General features: G+C 63.8%; 21 protein-coding genes. 10 read left to right on the top strand and 11 right to left on the bottom strand.

The features are described 5' to 3' along the window. Nucleotides 1–322 precede the first annotated feature (322 nt). Entirely contained in the window at nt 323–613 is a 291-nt protein-coding gene (locus NATTI_RS0119550) for a HalOD1 output domain-containing protein (protein ID WP_006088175.1), read from the top strand. Nucleotides 614–854: 241 nt separating this feature from the next. Here NATTI_RS0119550 and NATTI_RS0119555 read toward each other — a convergent pair whose 3' ends face one another. From NATTI_RS0119555 to NATTI_RS0119580, 6 genes are all read right to left on the bottom strand, one after another. Then, nucleotides 855–1154 carry a HalOD1 output domain-containing protein gene (locus NATTI_RS0119555; protein ID WP_006088174.1) on the bottom strand — a complete coding sequence of 100 codons (300 nt, stop codon included), beginning with the start codon at nt 1152–1154 and terminating at the stop codon, nt 855–857. Nucleotides 1155–1270: 116 nt separating this feature from the next. Continuing rightward, complete coding sequence (locus NATTI_RS0119560) at nt 1271–4438, bottom strand: PAS domain S-box protein (RefSeq protein WP_006088173.1); 3168 nt, start codon at nt 4436–4438, stop codon at nt 1271–1273. Nucleotides 4439–4565: 127 nt separating this feature from the next. Continuing rightward, nucleotides 4566–6239, bottom strand: coding sequence for a gamma-glutamyltransferase family protein (locus tag NATTI_RS0119565; protein WP_006088172.1), 1674 nt, complete (start codon nt 6237–6239; stop codon nt 4566–4568). Nucleotides 6240–6333: 94 nt separating this feature from the next. Continuing rightward, on the bottom strand, nt 6334–6663 hold the full coding sequence (locus tag NATTI_RS0119570; RefSeq protein ID WP_006088171.1) for a cupin domain-containing protein: 330 nt from the start codon (nt 6661–6663) through the stop codon (nt 6334–6336). A 58-nt stretch (nt 6664–6721) separates the two neighbouring features. Then, the gene (locus NATTI_RS0119575) at nt 6722–7867 is read right to left on the bottom strand and encodes a DNA-methyltransferase (RefSeq protein WP_006088170.1); all 1146 of its coding nucleotides are present in this window, start codon (nt 7865–7867) and stop codon (nt 6722–6724) included. Nucleotides 7868–8128: 261 nt separating this feature from the next. Continuing rightward, the gene (locus NATTI_RS0119580) at nt 8129–8731 is read right to left on the bottom strand and encodes a hypothetical protein (protein ID WP_027119228.1); all 603 of its coding nucleotides are present in this window, start codon (nt 8729–8731) and stop codon (nt 8129–8131) included. Between the two features lie 435 nt (nt 8732–9166). On the opposite strand from NATTI_RS0119580, the gene NATTI_RS0119585 reads away from it, so the two are divergent. Beyond that, the gene (locus tag NATTI_RS0119585) at nt 9167–9811 is read left to right on the top strand and encodes a hypothetical protein (RefSeq protein WP_006088168.1); all 645 of its coding nucleotides are present in this window, start codon (nt 9167–9169) and stop codon (nt 9809–9811) included. Here NATTI_RS0119585 and NATTI_RS0119590 read toward each other — a convergent pair whose 3' ends face one another. Beyond that, nucleotides 9812–10399 carry an NADPH-dependent FMN reductase gene (locus NATTI_RS0119590; RefSeq protein WP_006088167.1) on the bottom strand — a complete coding sequence of 196 codons (588 nt, stop codon included), beginning with the start codon at nt 10397–10399 and terminating at the stop codon, nt 9812–9814. Between the two features lie 130 nt (nt 10400–10529). Here NATTI_RS0119590 and NATTI_RS0119595 point away from each other — a divergent pair, with 130 nt between their 5' ends. Continuing rightward, nucleotides 10530–11534: a hypothetical protein gene (locus NATTI_RS0119595; RefSeq protein WP_006088166.1), complete on the top strand. Its 1005-nt coding sequence runs from the start codon at nt 10530–10532 to the stop codon at nt 11532–11534. Between the two features lie 26 nt (nt 11535–11560). On the opposite strand, the gene NATTI_RS0119600 is transcribed toward NATTI_RS0119595, so the two are convergent. Next, nucleotides 11561–12514 (bottom strand): HhH-GPD family protein, encoded by a 954-nt coding sequence (locus NATTI_RS0119600; RefSeq protein WP_006088165.1) that lies wholly within the window; start codon nt 12512–12514, stop codon nt 11561–11563. 315 nt (nt 12515–12829) lie between these two features. Here NATTI_RS0119600 and NATTI_RS0119605 point away from each other — a divergent pair, with 315 nt between their 5' ends. Continuing rightward, a complete protein-coding gene (locus NATTI_RS0119605; RefSeq protein ID WP_006088164.1) occupies nt 12830–13153 on the top strand; it encodes a hypothetical protein in 324 nt (107 codons plus the stop codon). 166 nt (nt 13154–13319) lie between these two features. Beyond that, on the top strand, nt 13320–13445 hold the full coding sequence (locus NATTI_RS27375) for a hypothetical protein (RefSeq protein WP_275040219.1): 126 nt from the start codon (nt 13320–13322) through the stop codon (nt 13443–13445). A gap of 178 nt (nt 13446–13623) precedes the next feature. Here NATTI_RS27375 and NATTI_RS0119615 read toward each other — a convergent pair whose 3' ends face one another. Then, the gene (locus NATTI_RS0119615) at nt 13624–15531 is read right to left on the bottom strand and encodes a DHH family phosphoesterase (RefSeq protein WP_006088163.1); all 1908 of its coding nucleotides are present in this window, start codon (nt 15529–15531) and stop codon (nt 13624–13626) included. A 277-nt stretch (nt 15532–15808) separates the two neighbouring features. Between NATTI_RS0119615 and NATTI_RS0119620 the strand changes: the two genes are divergently transcribed. Beyond that, on the top strand, nt 15809–16612 hold the full coding sequence (locus tag NATTI_RS0119620; protein WP_006088162.1) for a phytanoyl-CoA dioxygenase family protein: 804 nt from the start codon (nt 15809–15811) through the stop codon (nt 16610–16612). Between the two features lie 347 nt (nt 16613–16959). Here the strand turns inward: NATTI_RS0119620 and NATTI_RS0119625 are convergent, their stop codons facing one another. Next, nucleotides 16960–19212, bottom strand: coding sequence for an NADP-dependent malic enzyme (locus NATTI_RS0119625; RefSeq protein WP_006088161.1), 2253 nt, complete (start codon nt 19210–19212; stop codon nt 16960–16962). A gap of 287 nt (nt 19213–19499) precedes the next feature. Here NATTI_RS0119625 and NATTI_RS0119635 point away from each other — a divergent pair, with 287 nt between their 5' ends. The 4 genes from NATTI_RS0119635 (at nt 19500) to ilvD (ending at nt 24501) form a co-directional block, all read left to right on the top strand. Then, nucleotides 19500–19997, top strand: a complete 498-nt coding sequence (locus NATTI_RS0119635) for a Mov34/MPN/PAD-1 family protein (RefSeq protein ID WP_006088160.1) — start codon at nt 19500–19502, stop codon at nt 19995–19997. An 87-nt stretch (nt 19998–20084) separates the two neighbouring features. Beyond that, nucleotides 20085–20516 (top strand): adenylyltransferase/cytidyltransferase family protein, encoded by a 432-nt coding sequence (locus tag NATTI_RS0119645; protein ID WP_006088159.1) that lies wholly within the window; start codon nt 20085–20087, stop codon nt 20514–20516. 360 nt (nt 20517–20876) lie between these two features. Next, nucleotides 20877–22229, top strand: a complete 1353-nt coding sequence (locus NATTI_RS0119650) for a YncE family protein (RefSeq protein ID WP_027119229.1) — start codon at nt 20877–20879, stop codon at nt 22227–22229. 535 nt (nt 22230–22764) lie between these two features. Beyond that, on the top strand, nt 22765–24501 hold the full coding sequence (gene ilvD, locus NATTI_RS0119660; RefSeq protein WP_006088156.1) for a dihydroxy-acid dehydratase: 1737 nt from the start codon (nt 22765–22767) through the stop codon (nt 24499–24501). 39 nt (nt 24502–24540) lie between these two features. Here ilvD and NATTI_RS0119665 read toward each other — a convergent pair whose 3' ends face one another. Next, on the bottom strand, nt 24541–25170 hold the full coding sequence (locus NATTI_RS0119665) for a molybdenum cofactor guanylyltransferase (protein ID WP_027119230.1): 630 nt from the start codon (nt 25168–25170) through the stop codon (nt 24541–24543). Between the last annotated feature and the right edge of the window lie 124 nt (nt 25171–25294).

Below are 25294 nucleotides of genomic sequence, written 5' to 3' on the forward strand. Positions count from 1 at the left end.
GACTGTCGATCGTCTCGAGCGACAGGATCTCGATCACTGGCGAGGTCCGGCCGTCTCGAGCGGCCGGATACCATCGGCAACGACAGTATTCCTCCCCTCGCCGGATGACTATTCGACCATCGTCGATTAAAACTACTGGCCGCTCGACGCTGGACCTGATCGAGTTGCCATCGCATTGCCGTCTACAACCGCCTGTTCCGCCGAACGCACCGAGTCTCGACGGTTCGAGCGAGCTACGGCTCGATTGAGACCCGCGCGCGGCAACTAATTCTTTCGCGAGTGCTTCGCTAGTTTTATGCGACACACCATAGCATGGCGTGGTATGGGGACGGGGGTCCCACCGAGCCACAAAATACTGACGCAGGTCGCATCATCCGAGGGCGTTTCACCGACGGACCTCGAGCCACCGCTTCACGACGTCATCGATCCGGAGGCGCTCGACCGGCTGGTCGAGTCGAGCGGACGCGCCTCGGGTGGCCGCGTCGTGACGATCGAGTTTCCCTATCGAGAGTACACGGTACGGGTCGACAGCACTGGCGCGGTCGATCTGACCGTGGGAGATCACCTCCCGGATTCGACCGGCGATTCGACGGAGGAGTCCCACAGCGACTGAGAACGGCGGGAGCCACGTGCCGGTTCGATCGTCGTGAGCTGTGCCGACACGACGAGCGATGCGTCGAACGCTGAACTACCGAGACGGCTGTTCGTAAGGACAATTGCAGCGACAGTCGTTCTGACCTCCGGGACGGCGACGCTCCCGGCGATGGGTTGGTGAAAAATCGACGGCACGGAAGTCGAGAGCAGAGATAGTTCGATTCCGGCCTGTGAGTCGACGCGTCGTGACGTCGGACGAGCTACGCCGTTTCGACCCGAATTTCGCCGTCGGCATCGACGGTTACGAGACAGTCGTTGTACTCGAACGTTACCGAACCCCCCGATCGGAGTCCGTCCGCTCGCGGTTCGAACAGCCGTTCGAGCGCGTCGGCGTTGATCGTATAGTGAAGTGGCTCGAGTTCGGTCACGTCGTCGTCACAGAACGTCGCAACCGCATCGACGACGGCGACGCTCAGTGGTTCGTTGTCGAGTCTATCGTACTGCACAGCGTACTGTTCCTCCGTTAGAACGGACGGTGATTGTGAAGTCATCTCGGTCATGTAGTTCTGCGCACCCCCAGTGCGGTCTGTGGGAAGACGATTGCCAGTTCACGAGTTGCACTGAAGAGCCTGACCGTTAACTGTGTAGCCCACCGGCCGAAAGAGGGGTTAATCAATTAACCATCCAACAACGCCTCGTCGAAGAGCGTCCTGAAGAGCTTCTGCTCGGCGGCTCTTACGTGTTTGTGGAAGGCCGGCGACGAGATATCGAGCGAGTCTGCGATCTCCTCGCCGTTCGTTTGTCGAGGCCACTCGAAGAACCCGCCGTGGTACGCCGTCTGAACGACCTCCCGTTGGCGATCGGTGAGTTGCTCGAGCAGCGAGTTGCGCGCGCCAGCGTCGATCGTGGACCGGTCCGCGGTCGCCTGTTCGCGGCGCGCGAGCATCGAAACCGAAAAGCCGCGGCGGTTGAGTCCCGACAGGAGATCCCTGATTTCGATCGATTCCGGAACGTCGACGATGGCTCGAGTCGTCGACTCGTCGGCGACGAACGACCGGAGCGTTCCGCCGTGGGAGTCGACGACGACCCCGAAAAACGGCTCCGTGCTCTGAAGCTGTAACAGCGTTTCGTCCTCGGTTTCGGCGATGACCGTGACGCCGTAGATCCCGTCGAGATCGGAGAGTTCGGCCGCCTGCTCGGGCGCGACCGACGCGTCCGTCACGACGAAGACGGTCGTCGGTCCGTCCTCCCGTATCGTCGCGCCCTCGAACGCGACGCGGGCCTCCAGTCGGCTGGCAAGGCGAGAGAGCAGCGACTCGCCGGTGAGTTCGAGTTCGAGTTCGGCGGTCGCGACGTCGTCCTCGCGCAGCGCGGCTTTCCGCTTGACCGCGTCAATCGCGTATCCGACCGTTTCGCCGAGTTCGGCGAGCGTTTCGCGAAGGGGGTCATCGAACGCGTCGCGGTCGTCACCGTAGATCGACAGCACGCCGTAGAGGAATCCGTCGTAGACGAGCGGCACGGCGTAGACCGACTGGTAGTTTCGCGAGAGGGCTTCGACCCGCCACGTTCCGTCGCGGAGCGAATCGGCGGCGTTTTCGACGTACGTCGGCTCCCGCGTCCGCGCCGACCGTCCAGTCGGCTCGGCCGCGGAGTCGTCGACGGTCGTCACCGAGACGGCGTCGAGATACTCCCGCTCGCGTCCGGCGCTGGCCTGCGTCTCGAGTCGATTGCCGCTCGGATCGGGTTCGCCGATCCAGGCGAACGAGCAGGCCTCGAGATCCGCGAGACGGTCACAGATTCCGCGTTCAATCTCGGTTCGAGAGTCGGCCATCAGGAGTAACTGCTCGATGTCCTGGCGGATCCGACTGGCGGCGTGTAACTGCTCGAGATGCGTGTTCTGACGCGTGAGTTCACGCTCACGTCCGTGGAGTCGACGCGTCCGGGAGATTCGGTCGAGCGAAGCCTCGGCCGTCGTAGCGAACAGTTGGGCGAGTTCGAAGGTATCGTCGCCGTACTGCTCCGGCTCCGGATCGAGGGCGACGAGGACGCCGTGTTCACCGATCGGAACGAAAAGCCCGCTGTGAGCGTTGGCGGCCGCGTGATGCGTTCGATCCGCGTCCATCTTCTCGTCGAGACGCGAGGGTGTGCCACCGACGAACGTCTGCCAGACGGTGCTCTCGTCCGGTTGCACTCGAGACGGCCGCCCGAACGTCGATTCGAACGCCTGTGAGTAGGCCGCCGGGATCAGTTCGTTGTGCTGGTCGTCGAATCGGTAGACGACGCTCTCGAGGTCCAGGACGTCCGCCGCGACGTCGACGATGTACTCGCAGGCGGCCTGTTTGGATTCGACGGTCAGCAGGTGACTCGTCGCCTCGTGCAGGGCGTTCAGTGCCTCCTGATACTGGGCGCGCTCGGTGACATCGGCGGCAATGGCGATGACGCGGTCGGTCGATCCGTCGTCGACGATCGGCCGATACCACGATTCGAAGACCCGATCCATGAGACGGATCGAAGAGTGGGCCTTCTCCCCGTCCAACGCTGCCGTGGCGTCGGCGAGAATCTGGGAGTGGCCCTCGAAGACGTCGAACAGCGACTCGCCGACGATGTCGTCCGACCGGCGATCGAATCGCTCGAGGGCACGTCCCTCTGCGAGCGTGATCGTTCCGTCGGCGTCGAGTACAAAGAGCACGACAGGAACGTTCTGGACGAGCGTTTCCAGTCGCTCCGTTCGCTCCCGAAGTTCACTCTCGCGTTCGATCCGGTCAGTAACGTCCGTGAAGTAGATCGAGATACCGGATGGGGAGGGGAAGATTCGCACGTTGTACCAGCAGTCGGTGGGCTCGTAGTACCGTTCGAAGGAGATGGGCTCTTGGGTCTCCATCGCTTCGATCGCCGACGTCTGAAAGGCGGTATCTCGAAGCTCCGGGAACTGATCGTGTATCTTTCGTCCGAGAATCTCCCCCGGTTCGGTGTCGAGCAGGGTCGCTGCCTGCTCGTTGACGTACGTAAATCGCCAGTCGGAGTCGAGTGCACAGAACGCATCGGTCACGCGATCGAGCGCGACGTCCAGTTCCTGGTCGACCTGCTGGTGCTCCGTGATGTCCCGGATCGAGGCGACGAGCCCGCCGATGTCGTCGTCCGCGAGTCGGTTGGTGAGGTCGGCTTCGTGGACGTACCAGGAGCCGTCGGCGTGCTGGCATCGGTAGGTGATCGAGACCGACATCCCGGGCTCGCGCTCGCGGAGATCCTCGAACGCGGTGCGGACCGTCGAGGTGTCCTCGGGGTGGACGGTCTCCGTCACGTGGTTGCCGATCAATGATTCGGGATCGTAGCCGCCGACTTCCTCGACCGACGGGCTGACGTAGGTGATCGTTCCGTCGGCCTCGGTGACGACCACCAGATCCGACGACTGCTCGAGCAACGCCTGATACCACGTTTCCTGTCGCGAAGCCGTTCGACGGACCGCGGCGAGTTCGGCCGCCTGCCGAAGCCGATGACGGAGAACGGGAGGCTCGCACTCGGGTTCGCCGGCCCGCCGTTTGACGATCACGTCGGTCGCACCGTCGGAACGGAACCGATCGATCGACTCGCACGCCGCTGGATCGATGGCGTAGACTACCGGATGCGTCTCGCTGAGCGACGTGAGCGTCTCGTGTTCGTCCGTGAGGACACAATCCGTCGCGTCGAGTTGTGTCGTGTCGAGATCGGACCGGGTTTCGAACGGTCCATCGACGGTGAGATTACCGTCTTCCAGTTCGCTCGCCGCCGTCTGCAGCCACGGCGACGATCCGACTGCGAGCACTCGGACCTGAGCCGCCTCGGGGACCTCGAGACCGCGGGTCATGTCTCCGATGGGACCGGCGCGCGTAAAAAGGTCGTGTTACCCCTAAACGGGGACCCGCTCGCGAGCGAGCGCCTCGGACGCGCCGACCGAGTCGAGTTCGGTGACCGACTCGAGCGCCTCGCTCGGCTCAGAAGCCGATCGCGACGCCGTCCTTTCGGGGTTCGGTCGCACCGGAGAGCGTCTCGCCTCGGCGGCGAACGAGCTGTGCGCCGCCGAACATGACCGGCGGGAGGACGCCGACGTCGTGGCCCTTCCGCGCGAGTTTGGCCGCGTTCGGGAGCCGGTCCTCGATGCCGAGCGAACCGCTCTCCCGGTAGCGCCAGCGGGGTGCGTCGAGTGCCGCCTGCGGACTCATGCCGTAGTCAACGAGGTTCGAGAGTACCTGGACGTGGCCCTGGGGCTGCATGTAGCCGCCCATGACGCCGAAAGCCAGCCAGTCGTCCTCGTCCAATTTCGCGATCGCCGGAATCAGTGTGTGGAACGGTCGTTTACCCGGCTCGAGGCGATTCGGGTGATCGGCGTCGAGCGAGAACGACGCGCCGCGATTCTGGAGGGCGATGCCGGTGTCGCCGGCGACCAGTCCGCTGCCGAAGCCGGCGAAGCGGGAGTTGATGTACGAGACCAGGTTCCCCTCCTCGTCGCCGACGGTCAGCAGGACGGTGTCGGCGTCCTCAGCGTTGGCGTTCGGGACGCCGACCGCGGGATTTCGGATCGGACTGTCGCCGATCGCCGCCGCCCGCTCGCGCGCGTAGGATTTCGAGGCGAGCGGTGGAATCTCCTCGTATTTGGGGTCGGTAATATAGTGGTGGCCGTCGACGAACGCGAGTTTCATCGCCTCGGCGAAGGCGTGGATCCGTTCGGGGGAGTCGTACGCGTGCTCCCCGGCACCGATCTCCTCGGCGATGTTGAGCGCCTCGAGCGCGACGAGACCCTGGTTGTTCGGCGGCAGTTCGTAGACCTCGGCCCCGTTGTAGGTCGTGCTGACCGGATCGACGAACTCGGGTTCGAAGTCGGCGAGGTCGTCGCGGGTCATGAAGCCGCCCGCGGACTGGATCTCGTCGACGATCGCGTCCGCGATGTCCCCTTCGTACACCTCGTCCGCGCCGTGTTCGGCGATCTGCTGCAGGGACTCGCCCAGCCGCGGCATGGTAACCGTCTGGCCGGGGTCCGGACTCTCGCCGTCGAAGAGGTACGCCTCGCGCGCGTGCTCGTCCGTAAAGAGTCGCTCCGCGCCCTCCCAGTGGTGGGCGATGATCGGCGAGACGGGATACCCCTCCGTCGCGTAGTGGATCGCCGGCTGGAGGACCTCGGAAAGGGACCGGCGGCCCAGTTCCTGCACCGTCGTCTCCCAGCCGCGGGCCGTGCCGGGAACCGTGACGGCGTGGGGACCGAGGAACGGCATTCCCAACTCGTCGGCGCTCGCCCCGCTGTCGACCGCGTAGCCCCGTGACTCGGGATAGTAGCTCTCGAGGGTCTCCTCGTCGGTTTCCTCGAGCGAGCGCGACACGTTCTCGATCGTCGCGTCAGCCGGCGCGGGGCCACAGGATCGCATGGCTCCGACGTCGCCGTCGGCGGTTCGGTAGAGCGCGAACACGTCGCCGCCCAGTCCGGTCGACGTGGGTTCGACGACGTTGAGCGCGGCGGCCGTCGCGACGGCCGCGTCGAAGGCGTTCCCCCCGTCGCGCAGGATCGAGAGGCCCGCCTCTGCAGCGAGCGGCTGACTGGTCGCGACCATCCCCCGGTTTCCGTAGACCGTCGACCGCCTCGAGTCGAATCGGTCGAGATCGATAGCGTCGTTCACACCCGACCTACGCACTCCACGACTAAGTTACGACGGAAGCGGCGGATGCCGCCCAGGACTAAGTTACGACGGAAGCAGCGGATGCCGCCCAGGATTACGACGGCAACGGACAGAGACTCGCCGTGAAGACGACCGTCTCGTCGGTCTCGTTTCGCGCGCCGTGGATTACGCCCCGTTCGTGGTGGACGACGCCGGGGGCTGAAATCTCCTCGCTCTCGTCGCCCTGGACGACCGTCACCGTCCCCTCGAGCACGTGAAAGACGTTCGTGCTGTCGGGATGGTCGTGGGCATCGAGTTCCGCGCCGGGACCGAGCGCGAACGCCTTGACCAGCACGTCGTCGGTGACGACCAGTTCGGTCGTTTCGATCTCGCCCTCGCTCGGCTCGAGGTCCGACACTGCTGTCGCGTATTCGTCGAGAGGCATAGCCGCTCGTTCGCTCTCTGGTCCAAAAAGCGTGGTCGTTACGATTTGCCGACTGCGGTCACTCGAGACGCAACGGGACGTGTTCGGCCCGATAGCCGTATTCGTTGTTGCCGTCGTCGCTGTCGCCGTTGTTGCCGTCGCTGCTGTTATCGTCGTCGCTGTCGCCGTTGTTGCCGTCGTCGCTGTCGCCGTCCAGCGCCTCGATTGCATCGACTTCGCGCAGCCGAATTCCGCGCTCCATCTTGGTCACGACCGGCGTGTCGTAGTAATCGGCCTCGTACTCGAACCCCTTGCCCGCCTCGAGACGGCTGGTGACGAACTCGCGGTGGCGCTCGAGGCGCGTCCGCCCGATCGACCGCGACAGCGCCGGGATAGCGGGAACACGGTCGTCGAACCGTTCGACGAAGGCCTCCTCGAGCTCCGAGCCGAGCGAGTGGCGGCCGGCACAGATGGCCGCGAGCGTCGTGGTCCCGGTCCCCCAGAACGGATCGAGGACGGTGTCGCCGTAGGCCGAGTACATACAGATCAGTCGATAGGGGATCTCGAGCGGGTAGGCGGCCGAACGATCGCGGAGGTCCCCCTCCCCGTCACCGCCGAGCGCCTGCAGCTCGCCCTGAACGTCGGTCCAGAGGTCCGTGAACCAGCGGTTGCGCTCCTCCCAGAAGTAGGCAGCCTCGTAGCGCCGGTCGGCTCCCGGCTCGAAGCCGCGACTCTCGCCGCCCTTCCGGAAGACCAGCACGTACTCGTGTTCCAGGGTAACGTAGGCGTTCGGCGGGATCATCCCGCTGCCCATGAACTTGGCCGCGCTGTTGGCCGGCTTGCGCCAGAGCACGTCCGGTAAGGGATCGAAGCCGCGGGACTCGAAGGCCTCGAGCACGCGGGCGTGGTTCGGATAAACGCGAAAACTCCCGTCGATCGTCCGCGTCGCATCGCCGACGTTGATACAGGCGATGCCGCCGTCAACGAGTACGCGCTCGAGTTCCGCCCAGACGCGATCGAGTTGGGCGTGCATCGCGTCGAACGCCGCGCGGCCGTCGCCGGACTCGAGGGCGTCGCCGATCGCCGGATCGAGACCCGTAAACAGGTCGTCCCACATCTCGATCATGGGGTACGGCGGGGACGTGACGACGAGTTCGACGGAAGCGTCGTCGATCGCGGCGAGATCTCGAGAGTCACCGACGAAGACGCGGTGGGTCGTCTCCATTGGGTTCACACTGTCGGCGTCGCCCCCTTAGCTCCTTCGTCAGCTACCGGCCAGCTGCCGACGCCGGGTTTCGGTCTCCGGGGGCGTTCTTTAGTGGCTGTCCTCTGGCTTCTGTGGCCGGTTTCGCCGCTCGAGGGGACGAGTTGCGTACGAACAGGGCGAACACGCGGTTTCCAACGACTGCCGGTATCGGTTGGTTTCTCGAAAACGAACGCGTCGGTCGTCTGCCGCTCGACGGCTCTCGGTACCGAGTTGTGCGACTTACTCCTCTTCCTCTTGTTCCATCTCGTCCGACTCGTCGCCGTCAGCGTCGGTCTCCAGTTCGTCCTCGTCGTCGAACTCCTCCGGCTCCGCATCCGTCGCGGGCTCGAACTCTTCGATCGGCTCCCACTCGTCTTCCTCGTCGCCGGAGAGCCGACGGCGAATGAGCGCGACGCCGGCGAGGAGACCGACGGCGAGCAGTACTCGCGACAGCCGACTCGAGCCGCTCTCGTCCTCCGTCTCGGCGTCGATCTCTGCTTCCGACTCGTCGTCGCTCATCGTCTCCTCGGCGCTCGCTTTCGTCTCTTCGGCGGTCGACGTCGTCTCCTCGACGACGTCTTCGATGATCTCCGGCTCCTGCAGATCCTCGAGCGAGGCGTCCTCGAGTTCGGGTGACTGCCGACCCGCGAGAAAGCCGAGTGCGGCACCGGCACCAAAGAGGGCGCCCGCCAACGGTAGACTCGTTTTACTCCCCGTCGATCCGTCCGCCTCCTCGACGGCCTCGAGGATGGATTCCCGCAGCGGCGACTCCATTCCCATTCCGATTGCTTCTCTGACGACGGTCTCGGCAAGCGTCTTGTCCTGTTGCTCGGTTTCGGGCATAATCAGTGCCGACCACATCCCCCTAAATAGTTCTGTCCAACGTTTCGGTCGCGCGAATCGTTTGTGCGAACAGTACACGTCGGCTACCATCGTGCGTTCGACCGAGTAACCGGCCCCTACTCGATCGAACGGTCGCTCGTATGATTCTCCGGACCCTTTCAAGCGACCGGCTACCGACCGGAGCGAGACCGAATGCGAGCGAAACCGCCACCGGTGGTGGGTTCATCGCCACTGGCTTGGGAGCGACACTCCGTCCCGATTCAATGAAGTCGCTTGCAGCGTTCGACCGCGCAGACACCGTCTCACGAAACAGGTTAGCAAAACAACTCGTTACCGCCGTATAAATTCAATACCGGCAAATACGCGATTACGCCCGCATTACTGTGCGACATAATGGCTCACATAACGAAAGGGACGGCCCGAGTTGGACGGGGTATGAGCGTCATCCGTCAGCCTGGCGTCCTCGGCCGAACGACCCGCAGGCGGGTCGTCGGGCTGACCGCGGCGCTCTCGGCGGCCACCGTGGAAGCGATCTCGGTCGGGCTCTGGTTTACGCTCGTCGTCGACTCGCGGACGACATCGACCGCACTCGCCGGACTGGGAATCCTCTTCTGTGGCGCGCTCCTCAGAGCCGGCGTCTTCGGCGCGACGATCAGCGAACTCGGAGATCTCCTCGAACCGCGGCGACTCGCCGCAGCGTTGCTGTTGACCAGCGGCTGGGTGGGCTGGCTGCTCGTCGCCGAACTGATCGGGGGCATCACCGGGGTTCTCGTCGCGACGATCCTGCTCGCCGGCGTGCTCGTCGGACAGTTCTCCCTCGAGCGACACGTCTTCCGCCACCGTTCGCCGTCCCGAACGGCACGAACGCCGCTCGTCCCCGGCCTGTTGCTCGCCGTCGGCGCGTCGTTACTGCTCGCGTCCGCCTGGTTCACCGAGTGGGCGATCGCGACCCCGCCGCTGTCACTCGAGGTCACGACGTTCGTGATCCGCATCGAGGCGCTCCAAGTCGGCGTGGGCGTTTTCGCACTGTTCGCCTTCCTCGCCCACCAGCGGCGCTTCGAACAGCTTCTCGAGCCCTGACTACTTGCCTTCCGCACCGACGTTCTGATCGCTCTGGAACGAGTCCGGATCGGGCTCGATCGTCGCGTACTGCACCGCCCGTCGTCCCAGCGTCGCGACGCGTTCCTCGAGTTTTTCCTCGACGAACTCGCCGTCCTCGAACGCCGAGTGGGAGTTTGCGATGGCGGCCTCGTGGGGGATCACCCAGGCGTTCAGCGCGCGGCACACCGAGCGCATGTGCTCTAAGGCCGTCACGGGAAACGCCCCGCCCGACACCGCGAGTAGGCCGACGGTCGTGTCCCTGAACTCGTCGAAGCCACAGTAGTCGAGGGCCGTCTTCAGCGGCGAGGCGTACGAGCCGTGGTACATCGGCGAGCCGAGAACGATCGCGTCGGCCTCGCGCAGGCTGGCCGCGAGTTCCGCCGCGTCGCTGGCTGCCTCCCGATCCCGATCCGCGTCGAAGGTCGGCAGTTCGTACTCCCGGAGATCGATCAGTTCGGTGCTGGCACCGCCCGACTCGGCCGCCTCGAGGACGCGCTCGAGGGCGATGCGGGTGGTACTCGCGTCGCGGAGGCTCCCACAGACTGCAGTGACGTGAACATCTGTCATGCCGTTAGGGTGGGCCCCAAGGTGCAAATAGGCGGGGCAAGCGACACGGCTTCCGTCCGGTCGAATCGACGGTTCCCAAACACTGGGCAGATCCGACGGCCATTTCTTTCGGCGAATCGAACGGATCAGCGTGGAGTCGCTCGTCTCCGTCCTGTTGACCGAGGCCCTTCCGCGAGTGTTGGTGATTTCGGTGCTCATCGGCATCGGCGTCGGACTGGCGAACCTCGCCGTGGCGTACGGGATCGTCGACGTGATCGCCCGCGTCGGGCGGTATCTGACGGAGCCGGCGAACCTTCCCGACGAGGTCGGGGCCGCCGTCCTGACGAACACCGTCTCGGTCACCGCCGGCTACGGGATGCTCGCGGAGTTTCGCGAGTCCGGACTGCTCGACGACCGCGCCACGCTGGTCGCCGTCGTCATCAACACTTTCTTCGGCTTCCTCCAACACATTTTCACCTACTACGGCCCCGTCCTGATCCCGATTCTCGGCCTCCACGCCGGCCTCATGTACGTCGGCGCGCGAGCCGGAATCTCGCTCGCGATTTCGATCGTCGGGCTCCTCGCCGGCGCGCTCTTGCTTCGGGGCTACGAGTACGACGGGAGCGTCGTCGACCCCGAGGTCCCCGAGGACAGTGAGGATGAAGTCGGGGGTCGAACACACCGGAGCAAACTCCAGCAGGCTGGGGCGAAAACGCTCGAGCGGCTTCGATCGATCGTCCCACGGCTCGCGCTCGTCTACTCGCTGGTGTTCGTGGCCCTCGAGTACAGCGAGCAACTCGTCGGCACGTTCGCCTACGTCGGGATCGAAGAGCCCGCTGCAGTCGTCGATCCGATCGCCGGACTCCTCGGACTCCCGGCCGCGGCGGTGCCGGTGATCCTCGTCTCGCTGGTCGATCCGACGACGGGGGCGATCACCGTGGCACCGATGATCGGTGACGTGCTCACGCCGACCGAGGCGGTGATTACGCTGCTCGTCGGGAGCCTGTTCTCGCTGACCATCGGCACGGTCAAGCGCTCGATCCCGTTCCAGTACGGTATCTGGGGCTCGGAGTTCGGCACGAAGGTGATCGTCGTCAACACCGGTTTGAAAGCGATCTTCATCGTCGTCGCGATTCTCGTCTTCCTCGTGATTTGATCGTCGGTGGGGGCTCGAGCCGTCGATCAGCGCTGCAGTCGCGCGACGAGTTCGGCGTCGGAGTCGCTTCGCTCGAGGTCGACCAGTCCGTCGGACTCGAGGTCGGAGAGGAGCCCCGTCAGCCACTCGCGACCGTACTCGCCTTCCGGCGCGTAGTCGACGCGGATCCGGTGGCCGAGGGTGTCCAACTCGAGTTCGTCGTACTCCCGGAGGGTTCCGATTACGCGGCCGCGGAACTGCCGACGGCTCCCCTCGAAGGAGGGCTGGGTGGGGACGTCGGGCGCGGTGAAGTCGCCGCTCGCGTAGGCGTCACACCACTCGCGCCACGGACAGCCCACCTCGTCGCAGCGGGGGGTCTGCGTACAGGCGACGCCGCCGAGTTCCATGATCGCGTTGTTCCAGACCCGCGACTCGCCCTCGGGCATGAGGTCGTTCGCGCCCGCCTCGAAGGCCGAATCGTCGTCCGGAATCGAGAAGGCGCGGTAGGTGACCCGTTTGACGTTCGTGTCGACGACCGCATCGCCGTTGTTGAACGCGAAACTCGCGACGGCGTTGGCGGTGTAGGGACCGACGCCCATCAGTTCCTGCAGTTCGTTGGGCGTTTCGGGGAAGGTGCCGTCGTACTCCGCTTCGATCTGAGTAGCCGACTCGTGGAGGTACTTCGCCCGGTTGTTGTAGCCGAGGCTGTGGCTCGTCCAGAAGCCGACCACGTCCGCCCGGTCCGCCGCGGCGAGATCGGCCGTGGTCGGCCAGCGCTCGAGAAACTCCTCCCAGGCCTCGACAACGCGATCCAACTGCGTCTGCTGGCTCATCACTTCGCTGACCAGGATCGCGTAGGGGTCGTCCGTCCGCCGCCACGGAAAGTCGCGGTGGTCGCCCTCGTACCACTCGATCAGGGCCGTCTGGACGGCCTCGAGATCGTCGGGCAGCGACCAGTCGTCGACCCCGTCCGCGTCGCCGGCACCGTCGCGCTCGCTCATTGGTCGGGCTAGTGACCCGGCTGTCTTACTGGTGGCGGTTTTCGGTCGATCGTATCGGTTTGAGAAGGGATGTGTTTCTCCAGTCTGACTGAATCAGGCGTGGTGGCGCGCGCTGTGCCGCGGTGAGCGGAGAGCGAACCGTGGCATTAAGCCGCGCGAGGGATGAGCGAGTGAACTCCGTGAACGAGCGAATCGGCTGGGGAGGACGTGGCACTCACCGTTGCCAGTGTGAGCAGGACGCTCGTCTTCGCAATCAGTACTATCGAACGATCTAAGCACGAAAGCCCTATCCCGTCGGCTCGAGTCCGCACTCGTATGAGCCTCGACGATCTCAACGACGACGTACAGGAGTCCTACACCGCGTTCGACGGCGACCTCAGCGTCTCGCTCGACCGGGAGACGAAAAACGAACTCGCCCTGCTCGAGGCCGCCTTAGAGCCCGACGAGACGGACGAACTCGTACGGCGCGCGATCCACATGTTGTTCCAGTCGACCGTCGAGACGGGCAAACTCGACTTCCAGCTTCGGTCGGCCTACGACGTCACCTACGACGAGTACCTCTCGGGGATGACCTTCGAGCAGATGACCGGCGCGGACCAGTACCCAACGATGGACGACGAGCGACGCTACCAGTTCTAGTCGACGGGAGTGCGATCCGACGGACGCCCTCGAGCTATCGTCGAAACCGGTTACTCGAGTGATCGTTCAACAGCACACACCGTCATATATACGCATCTTATCGTCACAGAACACTTCTACCTCGATAATAGGCGAGCTTATACACATCGAGTGCTCCAGTCCGAACATGGCAACCAGTCAGTCCGCAACCCACGACTACCGCTGTCCCGAATGTACCGGCACCCTCCAGTCCCAACACGACTCCCTCGAGTGCGTCGACTGTGGCTACACGCCACGTCATGGGTCGGACTAAACTCGAGTCGACAGCAGCTCTCGCACGGAGTCACACCGCAGTCCTCGTGTTAGCCACCACGATCCGGCGCGCGCCGCTGTGCGTTATTCGCTCGGTTCCAAACGAAAACCGAATCCAGCTGTCGCTCCGTCTCAAAACGGATCGCAAATAAGGATGAAACCGACCGAAAGCTAACCGCTCAGTCGTCGATCGGCGCGGCACTCGAGAGCGCTTCGTCGATCTCCGCGTCTTCCATCTTGTCGACTAAGGCGTCGATCACTTCCTCGCGTTTGCCCTTGACGAACTTGATCGAGCCGACGACGAGGTGGCCGCCGCCGGAGACGCCGCCGCCCGAAATTTCTTCCTCGAGTTCCGTAACCATGTTCGGAATGTCCAGTCGAACGCCGTCGGAGCGGAGGACGGCGAAGTCGGGACCGTAGCCGACCGTGATCACAGGGTCGCCAGTTTCCTCGATCTTGCGGTCGTGGATCTCGCCCGTGGTCTTCCCCGGCGCGGGGTAGGTAAAGCGGTGGGCGTAGTTCTCGACGTCGATTCGGTAGAGATGAGCGCCGTTGTCGAGATCCTCGTGCTCGAGATGCGGCATCGCCGCGTCGAGTTGGACATCGACATCGTTGCGAGCGCGGTCTGCGAGAAACGAGACGAGTTCGCGGTGGCGCTCCTCGTCGTTCGAGTCGATCTGTAGCAGGTCCTGAATCAGCTGATCGCCGGAGTTGTAGCGCAGCCAGAAGGCCGCGTAATCAAGCGCCTCGCTGAGATCCTGCAGACGCTCCTCGTCGTAGCCCTCCGCGGCGGCCAGTTCGAGGTAGTCGCCCATCGCGTCGGCCTTCGAGCGATCCGAGAGGCCGGCGACGGCGGGGACGTGGCGGAGTTCGTCGGTGATGTCGGGGTAGATCATCCGCGCGAGTTCGACGCAGAGCATCCCCGTCGTGATCCGGTAGTCCTCGTCGTGGAGGTACGGGTTGACATGCGCGTCGAGGAGATCCTCGACGGCCTCGGGGTCGGGGTGGTGGTGGTCGACCGCGACGATCGGGATATCGTAGTGGGCCAGCGTCTCGTAGGCCGGGACGTCCTCGGCCGTCGAACCGTTGTCGAGCATGAGCAAGAGGGGAAGCTGCTGGCCGTGCTTTTCGCGGTCCTCGAGCGCGAAGTTCAGGTCCCGCGTGGCGTCTTCCATCTCGTAGAAGGGAGCCTTCGCGGGGAGGCGCTTGATGAGGTGTCGCGGCGCGTTCTCGTCCTCGTGGACCTCGGCGATGAATCGCTGGAGGGCGATCTGAACGGGGACGGCGGCGCACATCCCGTCGCCGTCGGCGTGGTGACGGACACGGATCGGACGGCCCTCGAGGACGGTCCGGCGGAGCAGTTTCGCGACCTCCTGAAGGTTGGGTCGGAGCTTCTCGAATGCGGGCCAGTCGATCAGCGGCTCGACATCGTGGGGTTCGGCCCGCGCTTCGAGGGCCTCCTCGAGTCGCTCTCGAGCCTCCTCGGCGTTCTCGCCTTCGAGCGTCGAGAGACCGTCGACCTCGATCTGAACCGATCCCTCGCGGTGTTCGGGGGTGCCGGTGACGCGGACGACGTCGCCGACTTCGACGGCGGGGAAGGCACGAACGCCGGCCTCCTCGAACGCCGCACACGGGACAACGCCGTACTCGTCGGCGACGTGGAAGATCGTCGGTCCGGCCGTCTGTTTGACCTGGACGACCTCGCCTTCGAGGTGAATCTGGTCGCCGACGGTGGCCTCGAGGCGGTCCGTGCCGGTGAGGCTGTAGTCGTGGGCGACGGCGTCGACCGCGTAGTCGTCGCCGACATCGACGGGTTCGAACGCCATATCGCCGTTGTCTCGAACGGCCTCGAGTTCGACGACGAGTTCGTCGCCGACGCCGTAGGTGCCCTCGAGGACGGATTCGTGGACGAGTCCGGAGACGGATTCAGAGAGATCGACGAAGACGCCGTAGTCGACGATGCCGTTGATTTCGGCGAGGTAAGCCTGGCCGTGTTCGACGTCGTCTGCAGTACACTCGGCAGCGAGATCGTAGACGACGGAATCCCCGTCGTCTGCGCCGGGTTCCCCGGCGGACGCTCGTGTCATCTTGGACCGTAGTTTGGGACGGTCGCGTATAACCCTTGTCAAGAAGGAGCGACGCTGTCGCCGGAGGCTGTCGGTGAAGACACAGTTCGGCTCTCGAGCGACGCTGTCGTTCGCCGACGGTCGTCACCAGCTCTGATTATCAGAGCCTGTGTTACAACACTGAGTCCGAGACAGGGAAGTATCATGTTCTTTCGGTTTTAAACGTATAGGTTTTGCGGTATCTTAACGGGGTGATCCGTAGAGCTTCACAAAGGGGGTGTGTTGAGTGATTTGCATCATGCAAGAACGTGTGCTGAGCCCGGAACAACGTGAGCGGTTCATTCACAGTGGCTTCGTCGTTCTCCGGAATGTCATCTCTCAAGCGGTACTCGACGAAGCACTCGACGTGGTGATTGAAACGGTTCCAGAGGACATGACTGACTTCAAGGCGTTGGTCGCCGGTCCTGACGACCGCCATTACTGGAACGATCTTGCAGACATGGCTCCGTTCTACCAGCTAAACGAACAACTACATACCTACGCAGAGGAACTCGTCGGAGTAGACCGACTCCAACCGCCCAGTGAATTCACACAAGTTGCCGTTCGCTATCCTACTGGTCAGTTTCCCAGTACCTCGGAACACCCAGTAACCACCGTAGACGGAAATCCACACATCGATATATTCGGGGATTCTGGGGAGCTCAGACCGTTCACCATCGGCGCGACGACGTATCTCGATGACGTACACCCTCGTGGGGGCGGCCTGACCATCTGGCCCGGTACACACTGGCGAGTCGCAGAGTACCTCTCTGAGCACGGTGTAGATTCCTACTCAAACGAGAAAGTAGGGGACATGATAGGCTCACGTACCACCCCATTCGAGGTCACTGGATCCGCGGGAACAGTCGTGCTCTGGCATAACCTTCTCGTCCACACTGGAGGTTGCCATTTAGAACGAGAGCCACGTATCGCGGCGTTCACGCGATTTCGGCGCTCGAACGAAACGAAAACCAGCCACGACGCCGCTAAAAATCCGTTCAAATACTGGGATGGAGTTAAACAGAAAAGTTCTGTACCAACCGATGGTTCCTCCTTTGCTTGACTAACGGAGCGTACTGAATAAGTGCCTTGTATACTGTTGGCTATGACTGTGTGAAGATTCTCGCCACCCGGGGCAGCGAGAATTGTGAAAGACTTACAGCCAATAGTATACTGTTGGTCATGGTCCTGTGAACGAGCCAGCGCCAGAACGAACGTTTGAGAACGTTTTAAGTCAGGTTCTTGCACCGCCGATTCACATATTTATGACCGACAGTATATTCAGTACGACTTTTCGAAGAGATACGCTGATTGGTAGGAATTCCGGCGATCAATTCGAACCTGTAGTGAGCGTGCGTTTCACGCTAAAATCCATCTGAAGAATGGGGCTCAACGGAGCCGCGAGAGTAGCTACTCGCCCTGCGCGTCGACGGTCGCGACGGCAGCCAGGTTCACGATATCCGTGACCTCGTCGTCGCGCTGTAGGACGTGGACCGGCTCGCCCATGCCGACGAGCATCGGCCCGATCGCTTCGGCGCCGCCGAGTCGCTGGAGCAGTTTGTAGCAGATGTTCCCCGCCTCGAGATTGGGCAGGACAAGCACGTTCGCAGGCTCGTCAAGATCAGTGAACTCGTAGTTGCCCTCGAGCATCTCCTCGACGACGGCGGTGTCGGCCTGCATCTCCCCGTCGACCGGGAAGTCGACGCTCGGATCCTCGCGGAGTCGGTCGGCGGCCCGCCGGGGTTTTCGCGTCCCTTCGTTGTCGACGCTGCCGAAGTCCGAATACGAAAGCAACGCGGCGCGCGGCTCGACGTTGAACCGTCGGGCGAGATCTGCGGTGTGGCGCGTGATCTCGGCCAGCACCTCCTCGTCGGGATCCTGATTGACGGTCGTATCCGCGAGGAAGACGACGCGGTTCTTGAACGTGAGCATGTAGACCCCGGCGGCGTAGTCGGTGTCGGGGGCCGTCCCGATCACCTGCAGTGGCGGCCGGAGCGCCGACGGATAGTGGTTCGTCAGGCCGGTCAGCATCGCGTCGGCGTCGCCCTGATCGACCATCACGGACGCGAAGTAGTTGCTGTCCCTGATCAGATCCACCGCCTCGGTACGCGTCACGCCCTTTCGCTGGCGGCGCTCGTAGAGCGCGTCGGTGTATTCCCCGTAGTCGCCCCCGCTCGGGTCAACGACCTCGGGCTGGAACTCGAGTCCCAGATTCGCCACGGTCGTCTCGATTTCGTCCTCGTCGCCGAGCAGGACCGGGTGGGCGATCTCGCGCTCCTCGATCTGGGCCGCGGCTCGGATGATCTTCTCGTTGCCACCCTCGGCCAACGCGAGGCGTTTCGGATCGCTCTTGGCCTTGTTGAAGACGGTCCGCATCATCTCCCTGGACTTGCCGAGACGGGCCTCGAGGCGTTCGACGTACGCCTCGGGATCGAGCTCCGTTCTCGCGGAACCGGACTCCATCGCGGCGCGAGCGACGGCGGGAGCTACCTCGAACAGCACCCGCGGATCGAGCGGTTTCGGGATGATGTACTCGGAGCCGAACTGCAGCGGTTGCTCGCCGTAGGCCTTGCGGACGGCGTCGGGGACGTCCTTCTTTGCGAGGTCGGCGATGGCCTCTGCGGCCGCGACCTTCATCGCCTCGTTGATTTCGGCCGCGCGGACGTCGAGCGCGCCGCGGAAGATGAAGGGGAAGCCGAGGACGTTGTTGACCTGGTTCGGGTAGTCCGAGCGCCCGGTCGCCATGATGACGGTGTCCTCGCGGGCCGTTTTCGCCGTCTCGTAGTCGATCTCTGGGTCGGGGTTGGCCATCGCGAACAGGATCGGTTCGTCGGCCATCGACTGCACCATCTCCGCGCTCACGATGCCGCCAACCGAAAGCCCGACGAACGCGTCCGCATCGACTATCGCATCTTCCAGTTCGCCGTCGGGCACGTCGCGGGCGAACTCTCGGCTGTACTCGTCGAGATCGCCGGCCTCCGCTCGAGCGGTCGTCAGAATGCCGTCGACATCGACCATCGTGATGTTCTCTTTTTGAACGCCGAGCGAGACGAAGAATCGAGCAGTCGCGAGCGCCGCCGCTCCCGCGCCCGCGAACGTGACCGAAAGCTCCTCGAGGTCCTTTCCGGCGATTTCGGTAGCGTTCAACAGCGCCGCGCCGGTGATGATGGCGGTCCCGTGCTGGTCGTCGTGAAAGACAGGGACGTTCATGCGCTCTCTGAGTCGCTCCTCGATTCGAAAGCAGTCGGGTGCGCCGATATCCTCTAAGTTGACCCCGCCGAAAGTCGGCTCCATCGCCGCGACCGACTCGACGAACGCGTCGACGTCGTCGTGGTCGAGTTCGATGTCGAAGACGTCGATGTCGGCGAAGCGCTTGAACAGAACGCCTTTCCCCTCCATGACGGGTTTCGACGCCTGCGCACCGATGTCGCCGAGACCCAGGACCGCAGAGCCGTTCGAGACGACGCCGACGAGGTTGCCCTTGGCCGTGTAGGTGTAGGCCTCGTTCTCGTCCTCGTCGATCGCTAAACACGGCGCAGCGACACCGGGCGAGTACGCCAGGGAGAGATCGCGCTGGGTACTCGTCGATTTCGTCGTCCGAATTTCGATCTTCCCCGGTGGCTCCTCCCGATGATAGTCGAGCGAGTCTTCGTCTAGTGACATAAGGCGTGGTACGAACACCCCCCAGAAAAACGCCCCGTTATTCCACATGAGAGTGTATTTACACCGGACGGTCGGCGACAACTATCACGGATGATTCACATGATTGCACGGATCGAATCGGATCGTCGACCGGGAACTGGGAGTCGGAGGAAACGCGAACGCGACAACCCCGGCAACGGCCGATCGAATCGAAGGGGCTGGTGGTCCGGAAGCGATCGATCGAGGCGAGACCTCGAGTCGCGTACCTGATCGGAACGTTTAGCAACCGCAAGCACTCAGGTCGTCACATGGGGTTGTTCGACGCGCTGTTTCGCTCGAGTTCGGTTCTCGGTATCGCCGAGGAGACACTCGAGTTCGCCATCGAGTCTTCGGAGGCATCTCACCCGAACGAGTACATGGGATTCCTCCGGGGAACCGAGGCGGAGCGACTGGGGCTCGACAGTGATGGACTCGTCATCACGGACATTCTCGTCGTCCCCGGTACCGAGGCCAACAGCGTCAGTGCGACCGTCAAAACGAGCCAGATTCCGAACGACGTAAAGGCGTTGGGAAGCGTTCACTCCCACCCGAACGGCGTAATCAGCCCGAGCGCCGCGGACTTAGAGACGTTCGGTCGGGGCAGCGTCCACATCATCATCGGCGCGCCGTACCGCCGCTCGGACTGGCAGGCCTTCGATTCGCAGGGCCAGCGGACCCAGTTGAACGTGATCGACGTGGAGCTTCCCGAAACCGAGGACTTCTTCGACTTTACACAGGCGGATATCGACGACGAACTCAGACGTTAGTATGATTCTCGAGACGACGCCGACGACGACGACCGTGTTCACGACTACACTCGCGACGAGCCGTTCGGCCGCCCGACGGAGGCAGACATGACGCGGACGGTCATCGCCCAGGGGACGTTCGACATCGTCCATCCGGGCCACATCCACTACTTGGAGGAGGCCGCGGCGATGGGCGACGAACTGTATGTCATCGTCGCACGCAAGGCGAACGTCGACCACAAGGAGAAGCCGATCTGTCCCGCGACCCAGCGCCGGGACGTCGTCGACGCCCTCGAGGCCGTCGACGAGGCAATTCTCGGCCACGAGGAGGATATCTTCGTCCCGATCGAGGAGATCGATCCCGACGTGATCGCGCTGGGCCACGACCAGCACCACGACGCCGCGGGTATCGAAAGCGAACTCGAGCGCCGCGGGATCGACTGCACCGTCGAGCGTGCGAGCGGGCGCGATCCCGCGGCCGACGAAGAGATCCTCTCGACGCGGCTGATCATCGATCGGATCCTCGAGCGCCGGGGATAGTCGAGATCCGGCCAACCGCCGACGATCGGCCGGCATCGAACGCGACCCCGAGTCGAGACGTCGGCCCTCTATTTCACGCACCCGGGGCCGAAATGTGGGATGAGAGACGGAGGTCGGGTGCTCGAGTCGTGAACTTGCGCTATCCGACGGTCGACAACGTAGATAGCGGCAAAATACTCCGATTCTATTGTCGCAAAACCGCGAAATATGTCGGGGGACGGCCGTAATCGATCGGTCAGACTAGAGGGGAGACAAAGCCGAGACAATTGTTGCCTCATTCTATGCCTCAAATGCCGAAATCGGTACGGAGACGGGCTGAAACCCGCAAACTTTTGAGTGCACAGTACGGAGTGGTTCAACATGCAGATGGATTCCACTCGCAGACGATTTCTGGTGGGCGGTGCAACCGTTAGCGCGGTCGCACTCGCCGGCTGTACCGGGGGCAGCGACGACGATACTGAGGACGAAGACGAAAACGGCGGGGAAGAGCCCGAAAACTACGAAGTCTGGGCGCTCGATCAGGGACAGGACAACATTCACGTCTACGAACCCGCCGACGAAGACGAGTTCGACGAGGCCGAATCGATCGACCTCAACGAACTCGAGGGCGTTCCGGACGAGGGCGTCGTTCCGCACATGATCGACTTCAGTTCGGACTACGAGTACGCAGCCATCGCCTGTACGGCCGGCGCGCGAACGCTCGTCTTCCGAACCGAGGATAAGGAACTCGTCGGTAACATCGAGACCGGCCCGCGGACCCACATGGCCTCGTTCTCGCCGGGTGACGAGTACATCCACGTCGACGTTATCGGTGACCCCGATGAGGAGTACGGCTGGATCATCCGACTCGAGGCCGACTTCGAAGACTACGAGTTCGAGGAGGTCGATCGGCTCGACTTCTCCGAGAACGAGGCTATCGACGAGGCAGGCGTCTGGCCGGCCCGCCCGATCTGCCACCAGTTCGCGGCCGACGGTCGGTCGCTCCACACGCTGGGCCCGGCCCACGGCGACGGCGGAGTCGTCATCATCGACCACGACGACTTCGAGGTCGACCGAGCGTACACCCAGGAGGAGGCGCCGATCAACTGCGGCACGATGCCTCACTACGCCGACGAGAAGTTCTATCTCACCGGCGGTCGGCCGACTGACCCCGACGGCGAGGAGGGGATCGGTGAATACTACGTCTACGACACTGCAGAAGACGAGTTCATCGTCGAAGGCGAGGACAGCGGCGGCATCGACGCCCACGGCTTCTGGTTCACGCCCGACGGCGAGGAGCTCTGGCTGCTCAACCGCGAGACCAACGACGGCCTGATACTCGATCCGGACGACGACTCCGTAATCGAAGAGATCAACGAATACGGGCCCGCCACTGGCGACGAACCGGAGACCAGCGACGCACCCGACATCATGTGGTCGTCGCCGGACGGCGAGTACATGTTCGTGACCCTTCGGGGCCCCGCTCCGCTCTCCGGCGGTGCCCACGCCGCGACGGGCGTCAACCCCGGCTTCGCCGTGATGGACATCGAGACCCGCGAGCGTGTCGACGTCGTCGAACCCGATCCGATCGAAAACTACGACGACGAGGATATCGAAGCGGCGCGAGACGAAGAAGACGATGCACCACGGATTCCGGACTTCCACGGTATCGGGGTCCGTCCGGTCGACGAGTTCGACAGCGAGATTCCGAACTCTCCCGCCTACGACAACTGAGCGGAGTTCGACTGGACTGGTCTGCTGGTCGGCAGCGATTCACCGCGCTCGAATTCGACGACGGTTCGTTCTTAATTGACCAGTATTTCCGGCGGGGGGAGCCTGATCGAATCGACGGCGTGTCCCGTCTCCACAAAGTGATCGATCGCGCGTTTCGAGACCTCCTCGGGCGTACACCCATCCTCCGTGCTCGCGTGCCAGTCACATTCGAGACAGTATTTGTGCATCTGTCGGTCTTACATACCAGTCGACGATAGAGGGTTGAAAACGTCGTGCAGGAAAGCGACGGTCCATGCACTCGCCTGCGAAGGAAAGTCACAGGTGAAAACGAGTCAGAATCTGTGAGGAACACCCGAGTGACGGACGGCGAAAATAGCGGCAATCACGGATAGTTTGATTCTCGTCGAGTGGCGATGACTGGTATCCGATCGAGACCGTCCCGCGACGACGACCGCCCGAATCCGTTCGATCGAGTTTCGACGGGGCTGGTGTCCGTATCCGGGGCCTTTAAGCGCGGAGGAGGCAATCTCTCGGTATGAGTCAACAGCCCGAACAGCGATCGCCCGCGGAGGGCAAACCCGACGAGTTACCGAGCAAGGAGGTCACGGAGGGGACCGAACGGGCACCCCACCGAGCGATGTTTCGCGCGATGGGGTACGACGACGACGATCTCGCCTCGCCGATGATCGGCGTCGCGAACCCGGCCGCCGACATCACGCCCTGTAACGTCCACTTAGACGACGTGGCCCAATCGGCTTACGACGCCGTCGACGCGGCCGACGGGATGCCGATCGAATTCGGGACGATCACCATCTCCGACGCCATCTCGATGGGAACCGAGGGAATGAAAGCCTCTCTGATCTCTCGAGAAGTGATCGCCGACTCCGTCGAACTGGTCGCCTTCGGCGAGCGCATGGACGGACTCGTCACCATCGGTGGCTGCGACAAGAACATGCCCGGGATGATGATGGCTGCTATCCGAACCGATCTGCCGAGTGTCTTCCTCTACGGCGGTTCGATCATGCCCGGCGAGCACGAAGGCCGTGAGATCACGGTCCAGAACGTCTTCGAGGGCGTCGGCTCCGTGGCCGACGGCGAGATGACCGAGGAGGAACTTGACGAGATGGAGCACAACGCCTGTCCCGGCGCCGGCTCCTGTGGCGGGATGTTCACCGCCAACACGATGGCCTCAATCTCCGAAACGATCGGCTTCGCGCCGCTCGGTTCCTCGTCGCCGCCCGCAGAAGACGAGCAGCGCTACGAGGTCGCCCGCGAGAGCGGCGAACTCGCCGTCGAAGCCGTCCACGAGCAGCGCAAGCCCTCCGACTTCCTCTCGCGGAAGTCCTTCGAGAACGCGATCGCGCTCCAGGTGGCCATCGGCGGCTCGACCAACGCCGTCCTCCACCTGCTGGCGATGGCCGCCGAGGCCGGCGTCGAGCTCGATATCGAGGACTTCAACGATATCAGCGCCCGCACGCCGAAGATCGCCAAACTCCAGCCCAGCGGCGCGCGCGTGATGAACGACCTCCACGAAGTCGGCGGCGTCCCGGTCGTCTTGCGAGAACTGCTGGAGGCCGACCTGCTCCACGGTGACGCGCTGACGGTCACCGGCGAAACGATGGCCGAGGCCCTCGAGCGCGTCGATCCACCACGGATCGAAGAGCTCGATACCGACTTCCTCTACACCGTCGACGACCCGATCAACGAGCGCGGAGCCATCCGCATCCTCACGGGCAACCTCGCGCCCGACGGTGCCGTCATCAAAATCACCGGCGAGGACCACCTCCATCACGAGGGACCGGTCCGCATCTTCGAACAGGAGGAGAACGCGATGGCGTACGTCCAGGAGGGCAACGTCGAGACCGGCGACGTCATCGGCATCCGCAACGAGGGTCCACAGGGCGGCCCCGGCATGCGCGAGATGCTCGGCGTCACGAGCGCCGTCGCCGGGCAGGGCCACGCCGAGGACGTCGCGCTCTTTACCGACGGCCGGTTCTCCGGCGCTACCCGCGGCTTCTCCATCGGCCACGTCGCACCCGAGGCCGCCGCCGGCGGTCCGATAGCGGCGCTCGAGGACGGTGACACGATCACCATCGACATCGACGAACTCGAACTCTCCGTGGATCTCTCCGACGAAGAGATCGAGCAGCGACTCGAGGCCCGCGACCCGCCCGAACCCAACTACACGAGCGGTGTGCTGGCGAAGTACGGCCAGACGTTCGATTCGGCAGCCAACGGTGCGGTGACGAACCCCGGCGCAAAGCAGGACTGAGTCGGCGTCGCTTTTTCGAGACCGTGGCGCACCACACGGCTAGCACTGCTCGAGCCGCCGCGTCGCGTCCCGTAGCGCCGCCTGCGTGTCGATGCTGTCGAACGTTCGGTCGGAGACGCCCTCGAGGTCGGCTTCGGCCACCGTCGCGACGTCGAGTTCCTCGAGTGCGGCCATCACTCGACCGTCCCCGGACGACAGTCGCTGCTCGCAGACGCGAGCCATCGTCTCCGCGCGGTAGACCGCCTGCATGGGTTGCAACCAGCCGTCCGCGAGTCGGACGACAGCCCCGTCGCGTCCGTAGGCGCGGTCATGAAGAATCTCGAGCAGGACCGGGTCGACGAACGGCATGTCACAGGCCACGACGGCCGCGTACTCGGGCTCGAGCGCCTCGAGACCGACCTGCATCCCCGAAAGCGGGCCGCGGTCGGGGACCGGGTCGGTCGCGTAGCGAGGGGCGGCTTCGCTGCCCGAGAGCGCGTCTCGGATCGGCTCGAGTTGGTCCGCCCGACAGTTGACCACGCAGTCGTCGGCCACTGTTGCGAGCCGGTCGACGACGCGACGGATCATCGGCGTGCCGGCGAGATCGGTGACGGCCTTATCGGGTTCGCCGAAGCGCGTGGAGTAGCCGCCGGCGAGGACGACGCCGCCGAGTGAGCCGTTGCGCGTCACGTCCGGTCGGTACGGATCACGGTCGTATAAAGACACAGCGACGTTCCCGGTCAGCTGAAACTCCGAACGCGCCGTCGGGAACACTGCGACGGAACCAGCCGGCCGTCGATCGGCGCGAGAGGTG

This window comes from Natronorubrum tibetense GA33, assembly GCF_000383975.1.
Lineage (GTDB): Archaea > Halobacteriota > Halobacteria > Halobacteriales > Natrialbaceae > Natronorubrum > Natronorubrum tibetense.

What these genes read in the sequence shown, in the direction of transcription:
- NATTI_RS0119550 (WP_006088175.1), top strand. Translation starts at nt 323, where the DNA reads ATGGGGACGGGGGTCCCACCGAGCCACAAAATACTGACGCAGGTCGCA.
- NATTI_RS0119555 (WP_006088174.1), bottom strand. Translation starts at nt 1,154, where the DNA reads ATGACCGAGATGACTTCACAATCACCGTCCGTTCTAACGGAGGAACAG.
- NATTI_RS0119560 (WP_006088173.1), bottom strand. Translation starts at nt 4,438, where the DNA reads ATGACCCGCGGTCTCGAGGTCCCCGAGGCGGCTCAGGTCCGAGTGCTC.
- NATTI_RS0119570 (WP_006088171.1), bottom strand. Translation starts at nt 6,663, where the DNA reads ATGCCTCTCGACGAATACGCGACAGCAGTGTCGGACCTCGAGCCGAGC.
- NATTI_RS0119575 (WP_006088170.1), bottom strand. Translation starts at nt 7,867, where the DNA reads ATGGAGACGACCCACCGCGTCTTCGTCGGTGACTCTCGAGATCTCGCC.
- NATTI_RS0119580 (WP_027119228.1), bottom strand. Translation starts at nt 8,731, where the DNA reads ATGCCCGAAACCGAGCAACAGGACAAGACGCTTGCCGAGACCGTCGTC.
- NATTI_RS0119585 (WP_006088168.1), top strand. Translation starts at nt 9,167, where the DNA reads ATGAGCGTCATCCGTCAGCCTGGCGTCCTCGGCCGAACGACCCGCAGG.
- NATTI_RS0119590 (WP_006088167.1), bottom strand. Translation starts at nt 10,399, where the DNA reads ATGACAGATGTTCACGTCACTGCAGTCTGTGGGAGCCTCCGCGACGCG.
- NATTI_RS0119600 (WP_006088165.1), bottom strand. Translation starts at nt 12,514, where the DNA reads ATGAGCGAGCGCGACGGTGCCGGCGACGCGGACGGGGTCGACGACTGG.
- NATTI_RS0119605 (WP_006088164.1), top strand. Translation starts at nt 12,830, where the DNA reads ATGAGCCTCGACGATCTCAACGACGACGTACAGGAGTCCTACACCGCG.
- NATTI_RS27375 (WP_275040219.1), top strand. Translation starts at nt 13,320, where the DNA reads ATGGCAACCAGTCAGTCCGCAACCCACGACTACCGCTGTCCCGAATGT.
- NATTI_RS0119615 (WP_006088163.1), bottom strand. Translation starts at nt 15,531, where the DNA reads ATGACACGAGCGTCCGCCGGGGAACCCGGCGCAGACGACGGGGATTCC.
- NATTI_RS0119620 (WP_006088162.1), top strand. Translation starts at nt 15,809, where the DNA reads ATGCAAGAACGTGTGCTGAGCCCGGAACAACGTGAGCGGTTCATTCAC.
- NATTI_RS0119625 (WP_006088161.1), bottom strand. Translation starts at nt 19,212, where the DNA reads ATGTCACTAGACGAAGACTCGCTCGACTATCATCGGGAGGAGCCACCG.
- NATTI_RS0119635 (WP_006088160.1), top strand. Translation starts at nt 19,500, where the DNA reads ATGGGGTTGTTCGACGCGCTGTTTCGCTCGAGTTCGGTTCTCGGTATC.
- NATTI_RS0119645 (WP_006088159.1), top strand. Translation starts at nt 20,085, where the DNA reads ATGACGCGGACGGTCATCGCCCAGGGGACGTTCGACATCGTCCATCCG.
- NATTI_RS0119650 (WP_027119229.1), top strand. Translation starts at nt 20,877, where the DNA reads ATGCAGATGGATTCCACTCGCAGACGATTTCTGGTGGGCGGTGCAACC.
- ilvD (WP_006088156.1), top strand. Translation starts at nt 22,765, where the DNA reads ATGAGTCAACAGCCCGAACAGCGATCGCCCGCGGAGGGCAAACCCGAC.